At 62.4% G+C, this 17,532-nt stretch carries 16 protein-coding genes; 5 read left to right on the plus strand and 11 right to left on the minus strand.

What is annotated here, in order from left to right:
• Window positions 1-193 precede the first annotated feature (193 nt).
• The 6 genes from Q8K99_00025 to Q8K99_00050 form a co-directional block, all read right to left on the minus strand.
• Window positions 194-370, minus strand: a complete 177-nt coding sequence (locus Q8K99_00025; protein MDP2180941.1) for a 4Fe-4S binding protein — start codon at window positions 368-370, stop codon at window positions 194-196.
• Between the two features lie 72 nt (window positions 371-442).
• Window positions 443-2,017, minus strand: a complete 1,575-nt coding sequence (locus Q8K99_00030; protein ID MDP2180942.1) for a hypothetical protein — start codon at window positions 2,015-2,017, stop codon at window positions 443-445.
• Between the two features lie 5 nt (window positions 2,018-2,022).
• A complete protein-coding gene (gene bshB1, locus Q8K99_00035; protein MDP2180943.1) occupies window positions 2,023-2,706 on the minus strand; it encodes a bacillithiol biosynthesis deacetylase BshB1 in 684 nt (227 codons plus the stop codon).
• A gap of 2 nt (window positions 2,707-2,708) precedes the next feature.
• Window positions 2,709-3,404, minus strand: coding sequence for a glycosyltransferase family 2 protein (locus Q8K99_00040; protein MDP2180944.1), 696 nt, complete (start codon window positions 3,402-3,404; stop codon window positions 2,709-2,711).
• Between the two features lie 44 nt (window positions 3,405-3,448).
• Window positions 3,449-3,874, minus strand: coding sequence for an OsmC family protein (locus Q8K99_00045; protein MDP2180945.1), 426 nt, complete (start codon window positions 3,872-3,874; stop codon window positions 3,449-3,451).
• Between the two features lie 82 nt (window positions 3,875-3,956).
• Window positions 3,957-5,642 carry a PilT/PilU family type 4a pilus ATPase gene (locus Q8K99_00050; protein ID MDP2180946.1) on the minus strand — a complete coding sequence of 562 codons (1,686 nt, stop codon included), beginning with the start codon at window positions 5,640-5,642 and terminating at the stop codon, window positions 3,957-3,959.
• 202 nt (window positions 5,643-5,844) lie between these two features.
• On the opposite strand from Q8K99_00050, the gene rlmD reads away from it, so the two are divergent.
• Window positions 5,845-7,149, plus strand: coding sequence for a 23S rRNA (uracil(1939)-C(5))-methyltransferase RlmD (gene rlmD, locus Q8K99_00055; GenBank protein ID MDP2180947.1), 1,305 nt, complete (start codon window positions 5,845-5,847; stop codon window positions 7,147-7,149).
• A gap of 9 nt (window positions 7,150-7,158) precedes the next feature.
• On the opposite strand, the gene Q8K99_00060 is transcribed toward rlmD, so the two are convergent.
• The 4 genes from Q8K99_00060 to Q8K99_00075 form a co-directional block, all read right to left on the minus strand.
• Window positions 7,159-7,386: a cytochrome b5 domain-containing protein gene (locus Q8K99_00060; protein ID MDP2180948.1), complete on the minus strand. Its 228-nt coding sequence runs from the start codon at window positions 7,384-7,386 to the stop codon at window positions 7,159-7,161.
• Window positions 7,387-7,500: 114 nt separating this feature from the next.
• On the minus strand, window positions 7,501-7,866 hold the full coding sequence (locus Q8K99_00065) for a hypothetical protein (GenBank protein MDP2180949.1): 366 nt from the start codon (window positions 7,864-7,866) through the stop codon (window positions 7,501-7,503).
• Window positions 7,867-8,080: 214 nt separating this feature from the next.
• Window positions 8,081-8,779 (minus strand): Crp/Fnr family transcriptional regulator, encoded by a 699-nt coding sequence (locus Q8K99_00070; GenBank protein MDP2180950.1) that lies wholly within the window; start codon window positions 8,777-8,779, stop codon window positions 8,081-8,083.
• Between the two features lie 112 nt (window positions 8,780-8,891).
• Window positions 8,892-11,984, minus strand: a complete 3,093-nt coding sequence (locus Q8K99_00075) for an FAD-binding and (Fe-S)-binding domain-containing protein (GenBank protein ID MDP2180951.1) — start codon at window positions 11,982-11,984, stop codon at window positions 8,892-8,894.
• A gap of 199 nt (window positions 11,985-12,183) precedes the next feature.
• Here Q8K99_00075 and Q8K99_00080 point away from each other — a divergent pair, with 199 nt between their 5' ends.
• Complete coding sequence (locus Q8K99_00080) at window positions 12,184-12,903, plus strand: HAD family hydrolase (GenBank protein MDP2180952.1); 720 nt, start codon at window positions 12,184-12,186, stop codon at window positions 12,901-12,903.
• On the opposite strand, the gene Q8K99_00085 is transcribed toward Q8K99_00080, so the two are convergent.
• Window positions 12,900-13,163 carry a DUF2249 domain-containing protein gene (locus Q8K99_00085; protein MDP2180953.1) on the minus strand — a complete coding sequence of 88 codons (264 nt, stop codon included), beginning with the start codon at window positions 13,161-13,163 and terminating at the stop codon, window positions 12,900-12,902. The genes Q8K99_00080 and Q8K99_00085 overlap by 4 nt on opposite strands.
• 629 nt (window positions 13,164-13,792) lie before the next feature.
• Here Q8K99_00085 and Q8K99_00090 point away from each other — a divergent pair.
• From Q8K99_00090 to Q8K99_00100, 3 genes are all read left to right on the plus strand, one after another.
• Entirely contained in the window at window positions 13,793-14,965 is a 1,173-nt protein-coding gene (locus Q8K99_00090) for a hydrogenase small subunit (protein MDP2180954.1), read from the plus strand.
• Window positions 14,965-16,527: a nickel-dependent hydrogenase large subunit gene (locus Q8K99_00095; GenBank protein ID MDP2180955.1), complete on the plus strand. Its 1,563-nt coding sequence runs from the start codon at window positions 14,965-14,967 to the stop codon at window positions 16,525-16,527. Before Q8K99_00090 ends, Q8K99_00095 begins: the two co-directional genes overlap by 1 nt.
• An 81-nt stretch (window positions 16,528-16,608) precedes the next feature.
• Window positions 16,609-17,283 (plus strand): cytochrome b/b6 domain-containing protein, encoded by a 675-nt coding sequence (locus tag Q8K99_00100; GenBank protein ID MDP2180956.1) that lies wholly within the window; start codon window positions 16,609-16,611, stop codon window positions 17,281-17,283.
• The last annotated feature ends 249 nt before the right edge of the window (window positions 17,284-17,532 follow it).

The raw sequence follows: 17,532 nt of genomic DNA on the forward strand, positions 1-17,532 counted from the left end.
CTTGAATAGACTGCTTGTGCGCACGTCGTCCTCCGTGGCTCGGTTTCCTGACTCTCAGACAAGCCAGTATCCCAAGCTCAGGGGCGACGTGCGTAACTCATTCAGGGCGGATTCTCACCCACACATGTGTCACAAGATCCCAGAAAGGGCCGGGCAGATGCCCGGCCCTTCGCGCGCGTTCGGAGCGGCAACCCTAGTCCATCGAGATGGACTCGTTGGGGCAGGAGTCGACGCAGATGCCGCACTCGGTGCAGTCCTCAGGGCGAGCCAGAATAGCTACGTCTTCGAGGTCATAGCAGCTGGTCGGGCACTCATCCACGCAGATGCCACAGGCAGTGCAGAGGTTCGAATCAACGACGGGAACGGCCATGGAAAAGTCCTTTCGACGAACAGACCCCACAAGTGACGGCATTCTAGCATGTGCCGTCCCACCGTTGCACGCCTACCGCGCCTTGTCGGCGACCTCTGACGGACTCCAGAAGCAGAACGGATACGTGCGGTCAGTCAGCACCTCGGCCATTTGGCGCTGGCCATCGAGTCTCGCGAGCTCCTCGCTCAGTTGATTCGCAAGGGGTGCCAGAACCTCGACAAGCTCCGCGTTGACCTCGCGAATGCGCCGCCCTAGCGCCTTCTTGTCCGCACCGTCAACAGCGATTTCCGTGACCAGCTGCTGCTTCTCGAATGCCAGTGCCTGCGCGTGGTTGCGCTCCTCGGCCGTGTCGAATTCCACCTCGCCGAGCATCGTATCGGGATTGTGATCGAGCCGATTCAGCTCTTGTCGCAGATCGGCGACCTCTTCCTCGGTCACCAGATGCGCACCGAGGGGCAGGTACATCGTCATCGACGCAACCACGTAGGGAGCAGGCTTGACGCCGTAGTACCGCAGCGCGACCCCGTCGGTGACACGGTCATATCGGCCGCCCCCGACGCCGTGGATGAAGAGATCCGCCACGAACATCCTGACGAACAGCGTCAGCGCAAGAGCGCGCGGAACGAGCGTGAACTCCGCATCGCCAAGGAGAGACGCGGCGGACGCCGCGTCGGGAGGCAGAGATGCGAGCGCCAGGCCATTCGCGCGAAGCTCCAGCATGCCGTCGACCTGCCCCACACGTGCAGCGTACCTCTTGCTGCCGACAATCACCCACAGCGGCAGCTCTACTTCCGCCTCGTCGATTGCGAGGTCCGGGAAAGGTTGCACAACCGAGCGCGTCTTGGTGGCCGTCCGGAAGTCGGCGAGTTCGGCGTTGAATGCCTCCGCAAACGCCCGGGCGTTGCAGATGATGTCGGCCGCGAAGAGCGCGAACGCCCTCGAACGCCCGACTGAAGTCACCGCAAGCTCGAGGTAGTCCGTTCCGGCGGACGCCTCATAGCGTCTGCGAGCGAAGGTGACCAGCTCCGACAGGTTCTCGGCATCGCGCATGGCGTCATGAAGGTGCCCGCAGAACTCATCGAAATGTCGCCCGACCGCGGGAGCCGGCAGAGAGGCCAGCATCCCTGATGCCGCAGTGCAGAAGTCGTCTACATGAAGGGCATCCGGAACCGGAGCGCACGCGTAGCAGGTCTCGCCATCACCGACGGCAAGGTACAGCTGGCACCTCTTGACAACCGGTCGCATACACGGCGCCGCGACTCCCAGCGTGGCGAACGTGTCGGAATCGACGACGAGGTCGAGCGCGGTAGCGCCGGTCTCGTCCGAAAAGCGCTGAAGGAGGAAGTCCTTGATCCAGACACCGGGATGATACAGCTCGGGCTGGTGACCCGTGACGACGACAAGACCCGGTTCGTCCTTCGTGGTCGCGACCGGTACGCCAAGTCGCGCCGAGAACGCTTCGGCGTGCGCCACCAACTCCCGGCGGGCCGACAGGCGCAGCGAGGCGCCGCTGGTTCCGGCGACATCGAAGTCCCATGCCCGCACGCGCTCGCCCACCGTTCCGGCGAGCGTCGTCCACTCCTCGTACGGCGGCTGGGTGAGGAGTTCACCGTGACCGTGTGGGAGTGTCGGGCGAGTGCGGACCATCACGCCTACACCAGATCCGAAAAGCCGCGCAGCCCGATCGGCTCGTCCGAGAAGAAGGGCTCGCCAGCCTCGGATCGGATCATCGTGCCCCACATGCGCGCCATCTGTTCCATCATCGGGACCACGTTCGCATTCCCCGGATTCGCCGAGAATTGCGACTCATAGGCAGCAAGCGCCTCGAGTTTGACGGGGAGCTCCTTGGCCACCTCGATGATGAACGACGGCTCGCGCACCAGCCGCATGTGAACGGCCATGTACTGGAAGACCCTTGAGGGGTAGTGGGGCTCTCCGATCATGTCGGTCTTGGTGAACTTCGCGTAGAAGCGCGCCGCACGAGCGATGCTGCTGGCCGCGATGTGGTCGGGGTGTGCGTCCTCGGGGAAGGGCACGAACATCGTGTCGGGTCGGAGCTCCCGCAATACGCCGGCGAGCTCCGTGCGCGCTGCGACAGTGTCCATCAGATAACGATTCGGCCCGGAAAGGGTTCTGCGCTGCGCTGCGCCAAGGATCTCCGCCGCACGCGCAGACTCGATCGCCCGGGTCTCGCGACTGCCATGCGGAGTAGGTTCGCCGTCGGTCAGGTCGACGATCGCCACGCTCAACCCCGAGCGAACCATCTTCACGATCGTGGCACCCATCCCGATCTCCACGTCATCGGGATGTGCTCCGATGCAAACGACATCGACCATCGTCAGTCCTCCTCCAGGGCCGCACGCCACACGCGCATATAGTACGCGAGGCGGACGTCCGGGTTGTCGAGCGCCTCTCCGAAAGAACGATCGTGATCGTGGTAGATGCGTTCGACCGCGACTTCTCGAATGTGAAGTCCGGCACGATATGCCTTGGCCCAAAGCTCCAGCGGCATCGCATATCCGGGCTCACGCAGCTCGATGCAGTCCAAGGCCCGGAGCCGATAAGCTTTGAAGCCGCAGAACGCATCGGTGAGGCTCCAGCCGGTAGTCCGGTTGATCTCCCTCGTCACCTTCAGATTGACGGCGCGCCGGTCGGGAGTCGGAGCGCCCACTGCGGCGCTCTCGGGCAAGTACCTGCTGCCAGAGACGATGTCGCCGCCCTCTGAGAGCGCCTCGAGGAACTCCGCGATGTGCTTCGGCTCATGCTGGCCATCGCAGTCCATCGTGACGAGACGATCGATGCCTCGTGCATGGCTCACCGCGAAACCCTCGGAAAGCGCCCTGCCGTATCCGAGGTTGGCGGGGTGCGCGATCACGGTGACGTCGTCACGTGCCGCGAGCAGCACCGACGTGCGATCTGTGGACCCGTCATCGACAACGATCACTTCGCCGTCAAAGCGGCTGCGCACCGCATCGAGTACGGCGCACACGGTCTCGGCTTCGTTGTACACGGGCAGAAGAACGGCATCCGCCATCGAGAAGCTCCCTGTCGCCACCACCTTCGAGCACGGCCTTGAGTCTACTCGACCTCGACGATGTCGAACGAGGTGCGCACGTTCACCTGTGGCCCAAGCATGCCCTTCACAGAGCAGTACTTCTCCTCGGACAGTTCGATCGAACGGCGCACTGCCTCCTCGGTCACGCCTACGCCCGTGACCACGTAGCGAACGTGGATGTCCGTGTATAGGTGGGGGAACTCCTCTTCACGCTGCACCGCTTCTACGACCATCTCGAATGAACGCACATCCTGGCGCTTCTTCTCGAGAATGGAGATTACGTCCATGCCGGTGCAACCAGCGAGCGCATAGAGAACGAGTTCGACTGGGCGCGCTCCCGTGCCCTCACCCTTGTAGTCGGAACTGGAGTCCATGACAATCCCGTGTCCGGCCTCGTCCCAGCCCACAAACTGGCGGTTTCCGCCCCAACGCACGTGGACAGTGTCCATGCGAAACAGACCTCCTTGCGGGAGTTACAGTCAGAACGAGTTGTACCCGAAAGCGACGCAAGTGCTCCTGCGGCCACCGGGGTCAGATCTTGCGCCCAACCATCTGCGCGAGTTCGCGGGGACTCATGGCCTTGCCGACAGCCTCCTCGAACGTCACCTTGCCAGCCTGCAGCAGGGTCTTGAGGTGCTGGTCAAGCGTCTGCATGCCCAAGGACGCGCCGCCTTGGATGATCGTCGCCATCTGATGCGTCTTGCCCTCGCGGATGAGATTCCCGATTGCAGGTATGCCTAGCATGACCTCCATTGCCATCACACGGCTGCGGCCGTCTGTCGAGCGCAACAGGACCTGTGAGAGAACGCCCTCGAGCGTACCGGACAGCTGCATGCGAACCTGCTGCTGCTGGTGCGGCGGGAAGACATCGATGATGCGGTCGATCGTTGCGGGGCCTCCGGTCGTGTGCAGTGTGGCGAGAACGAGGTGCCCGGTCTCGGCTGCAGTGATCGCGGCGCCGATCGTCTCCAGATCCCGCATCTCGCCGACAAGTATGACGTCAGGATCCTGGCGCAGCACGCGCTTGAGCGCAGATGCGAACGAATGGGTGTCCTCGCCCACCTCACGCTGGTTGACGTAGGCCTTCTTGTTCTTGTGCATGAACTCGATCGGATCCTCGAGCGTGATGATGTGCAGGGCCCTGGTTTCGTTGATGTGGTTGATCATGGCCGCAAGCGTGGTCGACTTGCCCGACCCCGTCGGTCCGGTCACAAGCACCAGACCGCGCGGACGCTCCGCGAGATACCGGGCAACCTTGGGGAGGCCGAGCTCCTCGAGTGTGGGGATCTTGATGGGAATCACCCGGAAGACCGCTCCCATCGAGTTGCGCTGCTGGAAGACATTCGCGCGAAAGCGCGAGACGCCAGGGATGCTGTAGGCGAAGTCCAATTCCAGCTCGGTCTCAAACCTGCGTCGCTGGTCCTCGGACAGAAGGTTGAGGATCATCTCCATCGTATCCCGCGGCATGAGCACCCGATGGTTCTCCACGGGTACGATTTCTCCGCGTAGACGGACGCCGGGGGGGCTCCCGACCGTGATATGCAGGTCAGAACCCCCACGCTCGATCATGAGTCGCAGCAGATCGTCGATATGAGGAGAGTCGTCCGTCCTGGGAGCTTCAGCGCCGACCCCCAAGCCGGAAGGGGGGGCGGGCGTTTCTGCGGGCGACGATACCGGTGATGGGGTGGCCGGACCGGGCGGTGAGGCCTGCGGCACACCGTACGCTCCCGCCGCAGGCATTTCTGCCTCGGGCGCACCCGCAGATGCAACCACCTGTTGCGGTACGCCGTAGCCCATCGACGCAGGAGACGCATCGGGGTCCGGACCTGAGCCGTTGTCGGACAGCCCGGCAAGTGACAGCACCTTGCCCACTAGAGCGGCCACGGAACCACCGGAAGCCATGTGGGCAGAAGCGCCTGCCTGGCGTGCACGCATCGCAGACGTCTCGCTTGGCTGCAGTGAGATGATGACCACGGCAACCTCACCGCCATCCGGGGATGCCTTGATCTGCTGCGTGAGCGAGTATCCGTCCATCCCTTCGAGCTCACCGTCGACCACGACGACATCTGGCTTTTCGACGCCCATCATGCCAAGCGCACGCGGCGCCGACAGGGCACTGATGACACCCATCTTCGCGCCGGATTCCGAAAGCATCGTCTTGATCTGTTCGACCAGGTCGGCATCCTCATGGACGATCAGCAGTTTCTTCTCGGCCACAGATTGACCCTCCCAAGCGAATCGGACTGACTCCCCGTACCGCCTGTGTCGCACGTCACAAGCACATCACAGACTCATCACAGATATCGGCACGGGCGGCGCGCCCCTCAACCCCGAACGGGAGCATCTACTGTCCGCACGTGCAACGGGTAGTATATGCCTCGTCACGTCACACAATCACCTGACGGTTCCGGGAGAATCGATGAGACTGCGTATCGAAGGACTCGCATACGGGGGTGAAGGGGTCGCCCACCTCGAGACGGGCCAGGCGGCCTTTGTTGCCGGCTCTTGCCCTGGAGATCTCGTCGATGTCGAGATCACGTCGAGCCACAAACGTCTCGTCAAGGCGAAAGTGACCGCCGTCATTGAAGCGTCGCCGCAACGCGTGGAAGCTCCGTGCCCCTACTTTGGCGAATGCGGGGGCTGTCAGTGGCAGCACGTGTCCTACGGCACGCAACTCTCTGCCAAGCGAAGCGCTGTGCGTGATGCGCTCACCCGAATCGGCAAGATCCCAGCCGAGGACCTGGTGGCCGAGTCGATCGCATCACCCGCACAATATGGCTATCGCAACAAGATCGAACTACTTGCCGAGGAGACTCCCTCCGGCACCGTGTTGGGATTCGCGAAACTCGGCACGGTAGAACTCGTTCCCATCGACGCGTGCATGCTGGTCGACGCTCGTGCGCAGCGCCTGCCCTCGTCACTGCGCGGCGCTCTCAGGTACGTTTCTGGCAGTCAGCAGCTTGGACTGAGCAGAGTCGGAATCCGCGTGGCTCGCAGCACGAAGGACCTCGAGGTGGCGCTGTGGACCTCCCCTGGACCGTTTCCGAGGCAGCTAGCAGCACGAACGCTGGCGCAAGGTACGGGCGCGACCAACATCGTGCGGGTCCTCACAAAGGGGCCGGCGGAACAGCGGCATGTCACGAAGGTCGAGGTCTTCTCAGGTCCGGGCGCGTGGTCCGAGCGGTTTCTCGGCCAGCGCATGCTTGTGTCTGCTCCGTCGTTCTTCCAGGTCAACACGGCCGTCGCCGAGAAGCTCGTGAAGCACGTTCTTGGCAAGATGCAGGTGGACGGGACGGATCGAGTGCTCGATCTGTTCTCCGGAGCGGGCACATTCACATTGCCGCTCGCCGAACAAGCCGGCGAGGTCGTGGCCGTCGAGTCCTCCCGGCACGCGCTGAACGATCTGCGGCGCAATCTCGAAAGCGCGCAGCTCGACGCCGTTGTCGAGCCCGGAGATGCCGCCTACGTCTTGCCTGGACTCGGCCGCTTCGACAGTGCCGTCGTCGATCCCCCTCGTACCGGACTCGGAGCACCGACCGTGCTGGCGCTTGTGAGCGCTCGTCCGCGAAGAATCGCATACGTCTCATGCGACCCGGCGACGCTAGCACGTGACGCGAAGACGCTGACCGAATCGGGCTACCGCCTTGTCGAGGCCACTCCGGTCGATCTCTTCCCGCAGACCTTCCACGTGGAGACGGTCGCGATCTTCGACCTATCGGAATAGGCTGCTGCGCTAGACGAGCTTGCCCACTTCCGGGAAGTCGGTGATGTAGACATCGTGGGTGGCGTCAGCGTGCTCCTCGGTCAGGTCCGCCCCGGCGGTGTGCATGTACTCATGCTCACCATCCCCCCACATCGCACTTTCGGTGACATCGTAGACAGTTCCCTTGTAGGCAACGTAGGCGGGATTGCCGTTCTTGCCATTGAGCTTCGCGAGATCGTCGCTGGTGAAGTCCTTCATGACACCTCCACGGGCGGACCGGCTGTGGGACATCACGTATGTCCCCGACCCGACGCGCAACCTAACCAGCTGCCGTCCAAACGCTGCACCCGAGCGGGCGCAATGCGCCGGCTGCTAGACACGCCGTCCCAGACGGGACAACACACGAACTGCCCTGAAGAACATCGAACCGACGGCGCCCCAAAGAGCGAGCCCAACCAGATTCAGCCCCCCGGTGCCCTCGCCGCCTCCCTTGAGGACATCAGCGTACGTCACCGGAATCGGTATCGGTGTTCCGTCCACCTCTACGGTAAGCGTCGCCGCGCCCGAACCGATCTCGATGTTTCTGAAGTCGCGCAGCGTCTGTGCCGCAAGCTGTGCTCCGCTGGCCGTGGTCACGGTGCGCGCGACGTGGACTGGTTCCGCGGCGCCCGCGACTGCAGGGCCCGCAAGTAGTACCGCACCCGCGAACGCGACGACCATCATCCATCTCGTTTTCAACACAACCGCCTTCTGCCGAAGCGTTCTCCCCTCCAACACAAGGGGTTCATCGGCAGAACGAGCGGACAAGCGTGTGACTCGAGTCACCGTGCACTCCACGTTCACCGATTAGCCTCGCATTCCTACCGTCTGTCCCTAAAGACGTCACAGATTCCCCACGCAAAGAAGCCGACCCGCAGGGGCCGGCTTCGGCACGTACGACGGAAGCGCTACCCTATTCTCCCTCGAGACGCTCCCTCAAGCGAATCATGTCGACGACGATCTTGCGGCCTTTGGTGGCGAGAACGCCCTCCTTGGCAAGGTTAGAGATGATGCGGCTCGCGGTCTCGCGGGATGTACCCGCAAGCGTCGCGATGTCGTAGTGCGTCAGCCCCTGTATCACCGGGACGCCACGCGTCTCGTAGCTCGCGGTCGCCACGTTCAGAACGACACGCATCACGCGGTGTGCTGCGTCGTGGAACGCCATGTCCTCGAGGCGCGCGATCGTGTGGCGAAGACGCCGAGACAGCGTCGCGATGAGCGACAGCGCCAGGCGCGGGTTCAGCTGGATGGCGGCGGAAAGGTCCTTGGCATCGAGACTGAACAGTTCGATGTCGGTCACAGCGATGACGTCGGCGGAGCGGGGCTCTGCGTCGACGAGGCTCATCTCGCCGAAGTGCGCGGGCGCTTCCAGGTAGTTCAGGGCGAGTTCCTTCCCGTCCGGCGACGCAAGCGAGACCTTCACCCGGCCCGAGACGAGCAGGTACATCGAGGAGCCGATGTCGTTCTGATTGACGATGAAGGCACCCTTGCCGTACCTGCGAAACTGCACCATGTCCGCGAACGTCTCGAGGTCGTCGTGCGAGAGATCGGCGAACATGGGAATCGCGCGCAGCTTGGAGATGGACTGGTCTTTTGATGTGATTGTCTTCATACCACTTAGTTTCGGCTCGCAGCGGTTGTGACTTGAGACACATCAGGGACTCTTTCGTCACCAAACACCGCTTGTCGGCGACGTGACTGCCCATTCTGGACGAACGAGAGACCTACCGTTTCTCGGTGCGTATGAAGTCGACAAACAAAGGCGTCAGATGCGGTATGAGCTGCGGCAGATACGTGGGCATGAGAGAATCCATCGTCTTGGGCAGCAGATCAGGCATCAGTTCGCCCATGTCCTCGGGCATCTCGCCGATGTACTCCTCGACCTCGCGAACCATTTCCGGCATGACCTTGCCGAGGATACCCGGAGCCATCGCCGGGAACATCAGCGGCATCATCTTCTCCATCATGGCTAGGCCGCCGGGGACATGCTTCATCCCGCGCATCATCGGCGCCATCCCGACCGGCATCGCGTCCATCATCTGCGGGAAGATCCGCGTCATGAACGTCGCCATGTTCTTTGGCTCGAGCAGGATGATGAACTTCTCGAAGTAGCCCCACATGTAGTTGGCATAGTCAGTCGTCTCGGGAATGTCATAGCCAGCCGCCTCGGCAACCACCCGGGCAAGGTCATCGATCTGCAGAGGCAGGTCGTTCTTCACCACGCTATCGCGCAACTGCACCTGGCAGCACAGGCACAGGGCAACGACCTTGTCCGCACCGGCATCGACGGCCTCCTGGAGCCGTTCCTTGCCAAGGATCGGCGCCACGGACATCTCACCGACGAGCGTGAGCACCGAACCGCAACACAGGCCCTCCTCGCGATTGTGCTCCATCTCAACGTAGTCAACGCCCGGGATCGCCTTGAGCATATCGCGCGGCGGCTCGTAGTTGCCCTGGGCGCGACCCATATGACACGAGTCATGGAAGGTTATGCGGCCCTCGATCGGATTCTTGAGCTCGATCTTGCCCTCTGCCATAGCTTCGGCGACGAGTTCCGAGTAGTGCTTCACCTCGAAGTCGTATTCCTCACCGCGCTCGGCCGCCAGATTGGCGTAGAGCTCCTTCCACACGAGGCCGCACGCGGGACACGAGGTAACGATCGTCTTGGCGCCGCGCTTCTTGGCCTCGGCGACATTGTGCTCGAATATCTCCTCGAAAACGTCCCACTTGCCCGCTACCTTCATCGGGATGCCACAGCAGGCTTCGTCTGTGCCCATGTAGCCGATGTCGTAGCCGGAGTCCTGCAACAGGCGAACGGAAGCCTCGGCGATGTCCTTCTCGACGAAACTCGCGGTACAGCCGCCGAAGTAGAGGATGTCGGCCTTCTTGTCCCAGCCACCGTGCTCATCGGTCAGTGAGTCCTTGATGTCCTCTGGCACCCAGTCAGCACGGTGTTCGGCCTTGGCCGCCCAGATGTCCCGCTCTCCGCGAAGTGAAGCCGCCATCATCTCGAACGGCGGGAAGGTTCCGCGCTTCTCCTCGTGAACCAGCTTGCCGCGCATCTCCATCCAGTTGTGCTCGACGGGAAGCTGCAGCTGACAGCGTGTGTTGCACACCTCACAGGTCGTGCAGACGAGGAAGGTATCGATCGCCTTGCGGTTCCATTTCTCACGACCTGCCATGACTTCGCGCAGGTATGCGTACTTCCCGCGTGGGGAGTGGCTCTCCCATCCTCGGCCGGTGTACTGCTCACATGTCGGAACGCAGTAACCGCACCGTGCACAGGCGTACGCCATGAACGCGACATCGCCCGGGATACCGCGGACGTCCCGGGAGAGATCACCGTGGTCCTTCGGGGGCCTTGCAGCATTGGCGATCGGTCGCACGAGCGACTCGAAGGCGGCTGCACTGCCCATGAGCAGGTCGATGACGCCAGAACCCAACACCTTCCCGGGGTTCATGACAGCCTTGGGATCCACCTTCGCCTTGTAGGCGGCAAGAGCTCGAACCTTGTCCGCACCAAGAACGGAATCGGCCTCACGTCGGAAGTACAGGCCTGTCGAGTAGGCCGCGCCGCCATGCTTCTTCGCGATCTTGATGACCGACAGCGACAGGGCGAAGGCGACGTTGAACGCGAACGATCGCTCATCATGCGGAATGAAGCCAAGGAGAACGACCTTGTCTCCCTTTGAGTGCATCCCCTCGAGAATGAACGGCTGGGTGATCTTAGCGTCTATCTCGGCGAGCACGTCCGGCATCTCTGTCAGCGGTACCACTACCTCGGTCGGCACGAGCGAGGGACCGGTCCTCTTGAGCCGCATCGGTGAGAAGCGCTGCTCCCACTCGTGCTCAGCGGCCTGGGCATCGAGCTCTTCGCCGTTCCTCGCGGCGACGATGGCGGTGAGCGCCATGTCCACGGCACCGTGGCGAGACACCGGATACGCGATCACCGCGAGGTACTTCTCGGGGAGACTCGGCTCGTAGTGTTCATGCGACAACTCATACGGATGTCCGTGCCTGTGCGGGAGCTCCTTCTTCAGCCGGATGGATTCCGGATTGAGAAAGGTGATCGACCAGATCGGCAGATGCTGCTCTGAAATCGCCCGGAGCGTCGCGCCGAGAGAATAGGCATCCGGAAAGGCGATGACGCGATGTACCTCGTCCTCATGCTGTCGGATACGCACTGTGAGCTCGGTGATGATACCGGTGATGCCCTCGGCATCAGCGACGAGATCGTTCAGCTCGTCACCCTCGAATACCCTGACCTCACCGGAGGGCAGGACAACGCGTGCCGAAACGACGTTCTCCTTGAACGTGCCGTACTCGTAAGATCCAAAGCCCGCTCCACCCTGAGCGAGCCAACCCGCAGCCCCTGAACTCGGGGCCGAGGAGGGATACAACCTCAGGCCCAGGCCATCTTTGTTGAGCTCGCGCTCGATCTGCTCCCATATCGCCGAAGCCTGAACCGTTACGGTCAACTCCTTGTGGTCGACCGCAAGTACGCGGTGCATGCCCGACATGTCGACGACAACCGCACCCGTCGGCGGCAGAACGCCTCCGTAGCCCGATGTCGCCCAACCTCGTGGGACGAGCTTGATGCCCTCGCGACTGGCAAGCTTCACCAGGTCGACGATCTGGGCCTCGTCTCGGGGCCTGACCACCGCACCGGCAACGCCCGCAGGGACAAAGGGCTTGACGAGGGACGGCATCGCCCCGATGTCGAACGAGTACATCTTCCGTTCGACAAGGTCCGTACGCACCCGGTCTCCGAAGATCTCACGGAGCTGATGCTCGATGCGTTCGCTGACCGCTGCCATCTGTTCCTCTTCCTTCCATGCGTCAAAGGAGCTTGTGAAGCGCTTCTCTTGGGCTACCACAGCAATTCATATGCCCAGGGGGGTATTCATGTTTCATAACGCAGCATACCCCCGTGGGTATGTGTGGTCAAGGATGTGTAGTGAGTCGAACATGCTACGATTGCGTGGCCCAAGGAGTTGCTACCCCGAAAGGAGCCCCATGCGCGGCGTGCTCTTCGATCTTGACGGTACCCTGCTCGATATCGACCTTGAGGGTTTCCTTGGCAGGTACTTCAGAGCGCTGTCCAGCGTGGTGGCTCCCCTCGTCGATTCACCCGAGGATGAGCAGCGTGCCATGCGTGCGGTAATGGAGTCCACGAACGCCATGATGCGCCCGCATCCCGGCGTTACGAACCACGACATCTTCCACGACGAGTACCGTCGCCTGACCGGTCTTGATCTGCGGGAGCACTGGCAGCTCTTCGAGGATTTCTACGAAAACGAGTTCCCGCTCCTTGGCGACGGATATGGGCCGCGCGACGGCGCCCGGACGGTGCTCGAGGCAGCCAAAGGCTGTCACCTCGGCATAGCCATCGCCACCAACCCTATCTTCCCGCTCAGGGCCGTCGAGCACCGGCTGGCCTGGGCCGGCCTGGAGGGCTCCTTGGCCGATGTCGTGACCTCGTACGAGTCGATGCACGCGTGCAAGCCGCATCCCGACTACTTCCGGGAAACCGCAGCTCAGCTCGGTCTTGACCCTCGCGACTGCCTCATGGTCGGAGACGACTCCGTGCTCGACATGTCGGCCGCGGACGTGGGCATGTCGACGTTCTACGTGGGAGATGCCGAGGACGTCCAGGCTGACTACCATGGGACGCTGCTCGAGGCCGCCGATCTCATCATGAGGGTGTGCGCAGAGGGTGGGGACGTCAGTCTCTAGTGGGCGCGCCGCCGAATGAGCGCTACCCATGCGCCGTCCATGCGCTGATCGTAGAAGTACTCGAATCTACCCTTCGTCTCCTTGCGAAGATCGAGTTGGTAGCCGAGCCCGGCTGGCTCGTGGTCACATATGACGACGAGGCTGTCGTCCGCGTCCAGCTCGAGCATCCGGTCCACGAGGGTGAACACGATCGGTCGGCGCAGTCCGGGAGTGAACCCGCGCACATCCACCACCAGACCGTTGGAAGCGCCAGAAACCATGAGACCCCAGTCACCTCGTTGCTGTACCACCCGGCAGCGGCACCTGTATGAATGATTCTTCGCCCAACGCCCGGTTCCTCTATCATCCGCGCCTATCCTATTTGCGGAGTTGATTGTGAAGCCCTTCCCAATCCGAGGTCAGAGATAGCAGGGCGCACGGTGCCGTTGTAGAATCTTGCGTTGGGACAAACTTGTCTGCTTCACCCATCGCTATCGTGCAGCGAGTGGGAATATACCGTCTGACATGCGACATTGTCGTTGGGGGTCGTGGGAGACTTGATTCACCAGCTCACAGACGCGTGCGCGGGTCCTGTGCGGCCCCAAACCATTCACCCGTGCGCCGCGCTCGCCAGACGTCGGGTCATCACTGGAGCCCGACTCCGCGCTCTCCGATGGCGGACCCCCGGTTCGCCGGCGACTCCGGCAACTCCCCTCCGGTTTCGGACCGCTCATCTCGGCGTGTGCCGACGATTGAGCGGGTTCCGATACATGTACGCAACCATCCCTGGGTCTCACGGAAAGGAGGCTGCCGGCTAGGAATCTTCAACGACTTCTGGACGCAGCCTGGATTCGTCTCGCGCTGGAAGTCGGAACTCCGTCCGAACGTTCCAACAAAGGAGGTGTATAGCATGACGAATGAGGACCACGGCGCCGTCTACGACCTTCTCGCTGCGAGAGGCGTGTCGCGCCGCGATTTCCTCAAGTTCTGTGGTTCTGTGGCCGCACTTCTGGGTCTGTCCGAAGCGATGGTCCCGCAGGTGATAGCCGCAGTTGAGAAGGGTGCGACGCTGCAGCCGGCACTCTGGTACAACGGTGGATCTTGCACCGGCTGCACGGAGTCCATGGCGCAGGTCGACTCCCCCGACGTTGCCACCATCGTTCTCGACCTACTGTCACTGAACTACTTCGAGACCGTCATGATGGCCCAGGGCGCCGATGCCGAGAAGGCAGCCGAGGAGACCATCCACGCTGGCGGCTATGTACTTATCTACGAGGGCTCGGTCATGAAGGGCGAAGACGGCAACACGCTGCGCATCGCCGACCGTACCGGGCTCGAGATCCTCGAGGAGGCCGGCAAGGACGCAGCTGCTTGCATCGCGGTCGGTTCCTGTGCGGTCGACGGCGGCTGGGTTGCAGCTCGGCCGAACCCCGCGGAGGCGACCGGGGTGAAGATGTTCTTCGACGAGAAGGGCATAACAACACCGGTAATCAACCTCCCCACCTGCCCGGTCAACCCCGAGTGGATCGTCGCCATGGTGGTCGACGTGCTGCTCCTCGGCGGGCTAGAGGACGGCAAGATCCTCAAGAAGCTCGATGACTTCGGTCGTCCCAAGGGCATCTTTGGCCAGTCCATTCACGACAACTGCCCACGCAGAGGCCACTTCGAGAACGGCGAGTTCGTCTACGAGTTCGGTTCCACGGAAGAGTCGATGGGGTACTGCCTGTACGCGATGGGCTGCAAGGGTCCGCAAACGTTCACGAACTGTCCGATCGTCCGGTGGAATCGACGCGCCAGCTGGTGCGTCGAAGCGGGCTCGCCCTGCATCGGATGCGGAAACGCCGGCCCGAAGGAAGGCATGAACTGGGTCGACCTGGACACGCCGTTCCTGAATCGGCATCGTGACCTGCCTATTGGTGGCGCCACGTTCCAGCCGACGACCATCGGCGCCGGAGTCGGCGCGGTCGCGGCAGCAGCGCTCGTCGTCCACGGTATCGGCATGAAGGCCGCCGGTCGCATGGACGGCGGAGCCGACTACGAGGAAATGAAAGCTCACGATCGCAAGAAGGGAGGCGGTAAATAGTGGCACGTGCAGTTGTCGATCCGTTGACCCGAATCGAGGGTCACATGCGTGTTGAGGTCGAAATCGACGGCGGCGTCGTCAAGGACGCATGGATCTCCGGTAGCCTCTACCGAGGCATGGAGGCCGTGCTCAAGGACCGCCGACCCCAGGACGCATTCTACATTTCGCAGCGTATCTGCGGCGTGTGCCCGATCTCCCACGGCCACGCATCCACGATGTCTGCCGAGGACGTATACGGTCTAACCATTCCGAATGGCGCCCGCATCGTCAGAAACATCATCGAGGGCGCACAGTACCTGCATAGCCACGTGCTGTGGTTCTACACACTTGCCGCCCTCGACTACGTCGACCCCGTCAAGGCATTGTCCGCCAACATCGCCGACACGTACGCTCTCGCCGAAGCTGCGGGAACGCGCGTCGCTGATTTCGGTGCAGTCGCCAAGCGGCTCGCGGCGTTCGTCGAAGGCGGTCAGCTCTCGATCTTCAGCAACGGCTGGTTCGGCCACCCTGCGTACCCGGAGGCCATGCCTCCCGAGCTACACCTGATAGCGGTCGCACACTACCTGGAGGCTCTGGAAGTCCAGGCCGAAGCGGCTGCGATCATCGGAATCATGGGGGGCAAGTTCCCGCACTTCATGACATCGATCAATGGCGGCACCGCATTTGTGCCGACCGAGGAGAAGCTTGACGACATCCTCTTCCGCCTCACAAAGGTGGTCGACTTCGTCAATACGGCCCTCATCCCCGACACGCTCGCCATAGCGCCGTTCTACATCGACGCGGCAGCCTACGGGGGAGGCCACGGGAACTTCCTGGCCTGGGGCGTCTTCAATGACGAGAGCTTCGAACTCACGAAGCGCTACCTTCCTGGCGGAGTCATCACCGGCGGCCAGCTGTCGGTCACGGACCCTGACAAGACGAAGGTCACTGAGGACGTCGAGCATTCCTGGTACGAGTCCCCCTCCGGTCTGACTCCGGACAAGGGCGAGACGAAGGCGAAGTTCTCCAAGTACGACACGTCCGACAAGTACTCGTGGGGCAAGGCTGCCAAGTACGACGGCCTGCCCATGGAGGTAGGTCCTCTTTCCCGCATGCTCGTCGCGTATCTTCGCGGCGTGCCGCAGGTCAAGACGCTCATCGACTCGACGCTTGAGACGCTAGGCGTCGCCGGCAAGCCCGAGGTGCTGCTCTCGCTCCTCGGCCGTGTCGCAGCCCGCAACCTCGAGTGCGCCTACGTGGCAGAACTCACGGTGGGCTGGGTCGGCGAGCTCATCGAGGCCATCAAGGGTGGGGACCTCAAGCTCTTCCAGGAGCATGAGGTCGTCGACGGCGACGGCGCCGGACTGTGGGAAGCGCCGCGAGGCGCGGTTGGTCACTGGATGTCTGTCAAGGGCGGCAAGATCGCCAGCTATCAGGTCGTCGCTCCGACCACCTGGGACATGACTCCTCGCAACGCCGATGGCGTGCGTGGCCCCATGGAGGAAGCGCTCGTAGGAGCACCGGTCATCGATCCCGAGCGGCCCATGGAGGTCGTCCGGATCGCTCGCAGCTTCGATCCTTGAATCGGCTGCGCGGTTCACGTGATTGAACCGAAAACCGGCAAGACCGCTATGATCCACACCAAGCCGATGGGGGTGAGGTAGATGGCGCATCCCGCACACTACCGTGAAGCACACCCGACTGTCTTTGTTATCACGCACTGGCTCAACCTCATCGCCATAGTGTCGCTCGCCTTCTCGGGCTTCTACATCCACTACCCGTTCTTCCCAGGGTTCATGGGCGTAGCCCGCGGCATGCACTTCTTCTTCATGTACGTGCTCGTCATCAACCTGACGTTCCGCATCCTCGCAGCCTTCTTCGAGAAGGATGCAGTCATGCTGGGAACGCGCGAGGTTGACACGGACATCAAGAACTGGCTGCCGCAAGAGGCGAACCGCCACCAGCTCGGTGCATGGCTCAAGTACTACCTGTTCATGAAGAAGGACCACCCGCTCGGAGCCAAGTACGGCGTTCTCCAGAAGATCGCGTACCTGGCCACTGTGCCGCTGACCTTCTTCATGTTCTACACCGGCCTGTGCATCTATGCACCGACGATGGACTCACAGGTATTCTCGTCGGCATGGATCGGCGGCCCGATGAACATGCGCATCCTGCACTACTTCCTGATGTGGGTGTTCCTTATCTTCACCGCGATCCACGCCTATCTGGCCAACGTCGAGGGCTTTGCGCCTTCCTCGCTCATCTTCGCGCGCAAGGAAAGCGAGGGCCTGCACTTCGACCCGAAGACCGGCAAGGTCACAGGCGGTTCCTCGCACTAGGGGTGCCTCTGGTCAACCATGTTTGGGCGTGCAGGGCCCCGGGAAACCGGGGCCCTGCCACTATCGGCATGGCTATGCTTGGCAGGAGTTGAGCCGAAGACGTTGAATGGACATACGGGGTCACCTGGGCCTGTGGCGTCGGAAACGGCGCGAACCGCGTTGGGGGTGCGACCGCAAGGTCGCGCGCAGGGATCACGGTTCACGGTGCAGCGCATTCTGGGGCCTCGCGGATAGCCGGCAGCTAGCCAG

Source organism: Actinomycetota bacterium (genome assembly GCA_030682655.1).
GTDB lineage: Bacteria > Actinomycetota > Coriobacteriia > Anaerosomatales > JAUXNU01 > JAUXNU01.

Excerpts from the sequence above, each read along its gene's own strand:
- Q8K99_00025 (MDP2180941.1), bottom strand. The coding sequence starts at position 370 with ATGGCCGTTCCCGTCGTTGATTCGAACCTCTGCACTGCCTGTGGCATC.
- Q8K99_00030 (MDP2180942.1), bottom strand. The coding sequence starts at position 2,017 with ATGGTCCGCACTCGCCCGACACTCCCACACGGTCACGGTGAACTCCTC.
- bshB1 (MDP2180943.1), bottom strand. The coding sequence starts at position 2,706 with ATGGTCGATGTCGTTTGCATCGGAGCACATCCCGATGACGTGGAGATC.
- Q8K99_00040 (MDP2180944.1), bottom strand. The coding sequence starts at position 3,404 with ATGGCGGATGCCGTTCTTCTGCCCGTGTACAACGAAGCCGAGACCGTG.
- Q8K99_00045 (MDP2180945.1), bottom strand. The coding sequence starts at position 3,874 with ATGGACACTGTCCACGTGCGTTGGGGCGGAAACCGCCAGTTTGTGGGC.
- rlmD (MDP2180947.1), top strand. The coding sequence starts at position 5,845 with ATGAGACTGCGTATCGAAGGACTCGCATACGGGGGTGAAGGGGTCGCC.
- Q8K99_00060 (MDP2180948.1), bottom strand. The coding sequence starts at position 7,386 with ATGAAGGACTTCACCAGCGACGATCTCGCGAAGCTCAATGGCAAGAAC.
- Q8K99_00070 (MDP2180950.1), bottom strand. The coding sequence starts at position 8,779 with ATGAAGACAATCACATCAAAAGACCAGTCCATCTCCAAGCTGCGCGCG.
- Q8K99_00075 (MDP2180951.1), bottom strand. The coding sequence starts at position 11,984 with ATGGCAGCGGTCAGCGAACGCATCGAGCATCAGCTCCGTGAGATCTTC.
- Q8K99_00080 (MDP2180952.1), top strand. The coding sequence starts at position 12,184 with ATGCGCGGCGTGCTCTTCGATCTTGACGGTACCCTGCTCGATATCGAC.
- Q8K99_00085 (MDP2180953.1), bottom strand. The coding sequence starts at position 13,163 with ATGGTTTCTGGCGCTTCCAACGGTCTGGTGGTGGATGTGCGCGGGTTC.
- Q8K99_00090 (MDP2180954.1), top strand. The coding sequence starts at position 13,793 with ATGACGAATGAGGACCACGGCGCCGTCTACGACCTTCTCGCTGCGAGA.
- Q8K99_00100 (MDP2180956.1), top strand. The coding sequence starts at position 16,609 with ATGGCGCATCCCGCACACTACCGTGAAGCACACCCGACTGTCTTTGTT.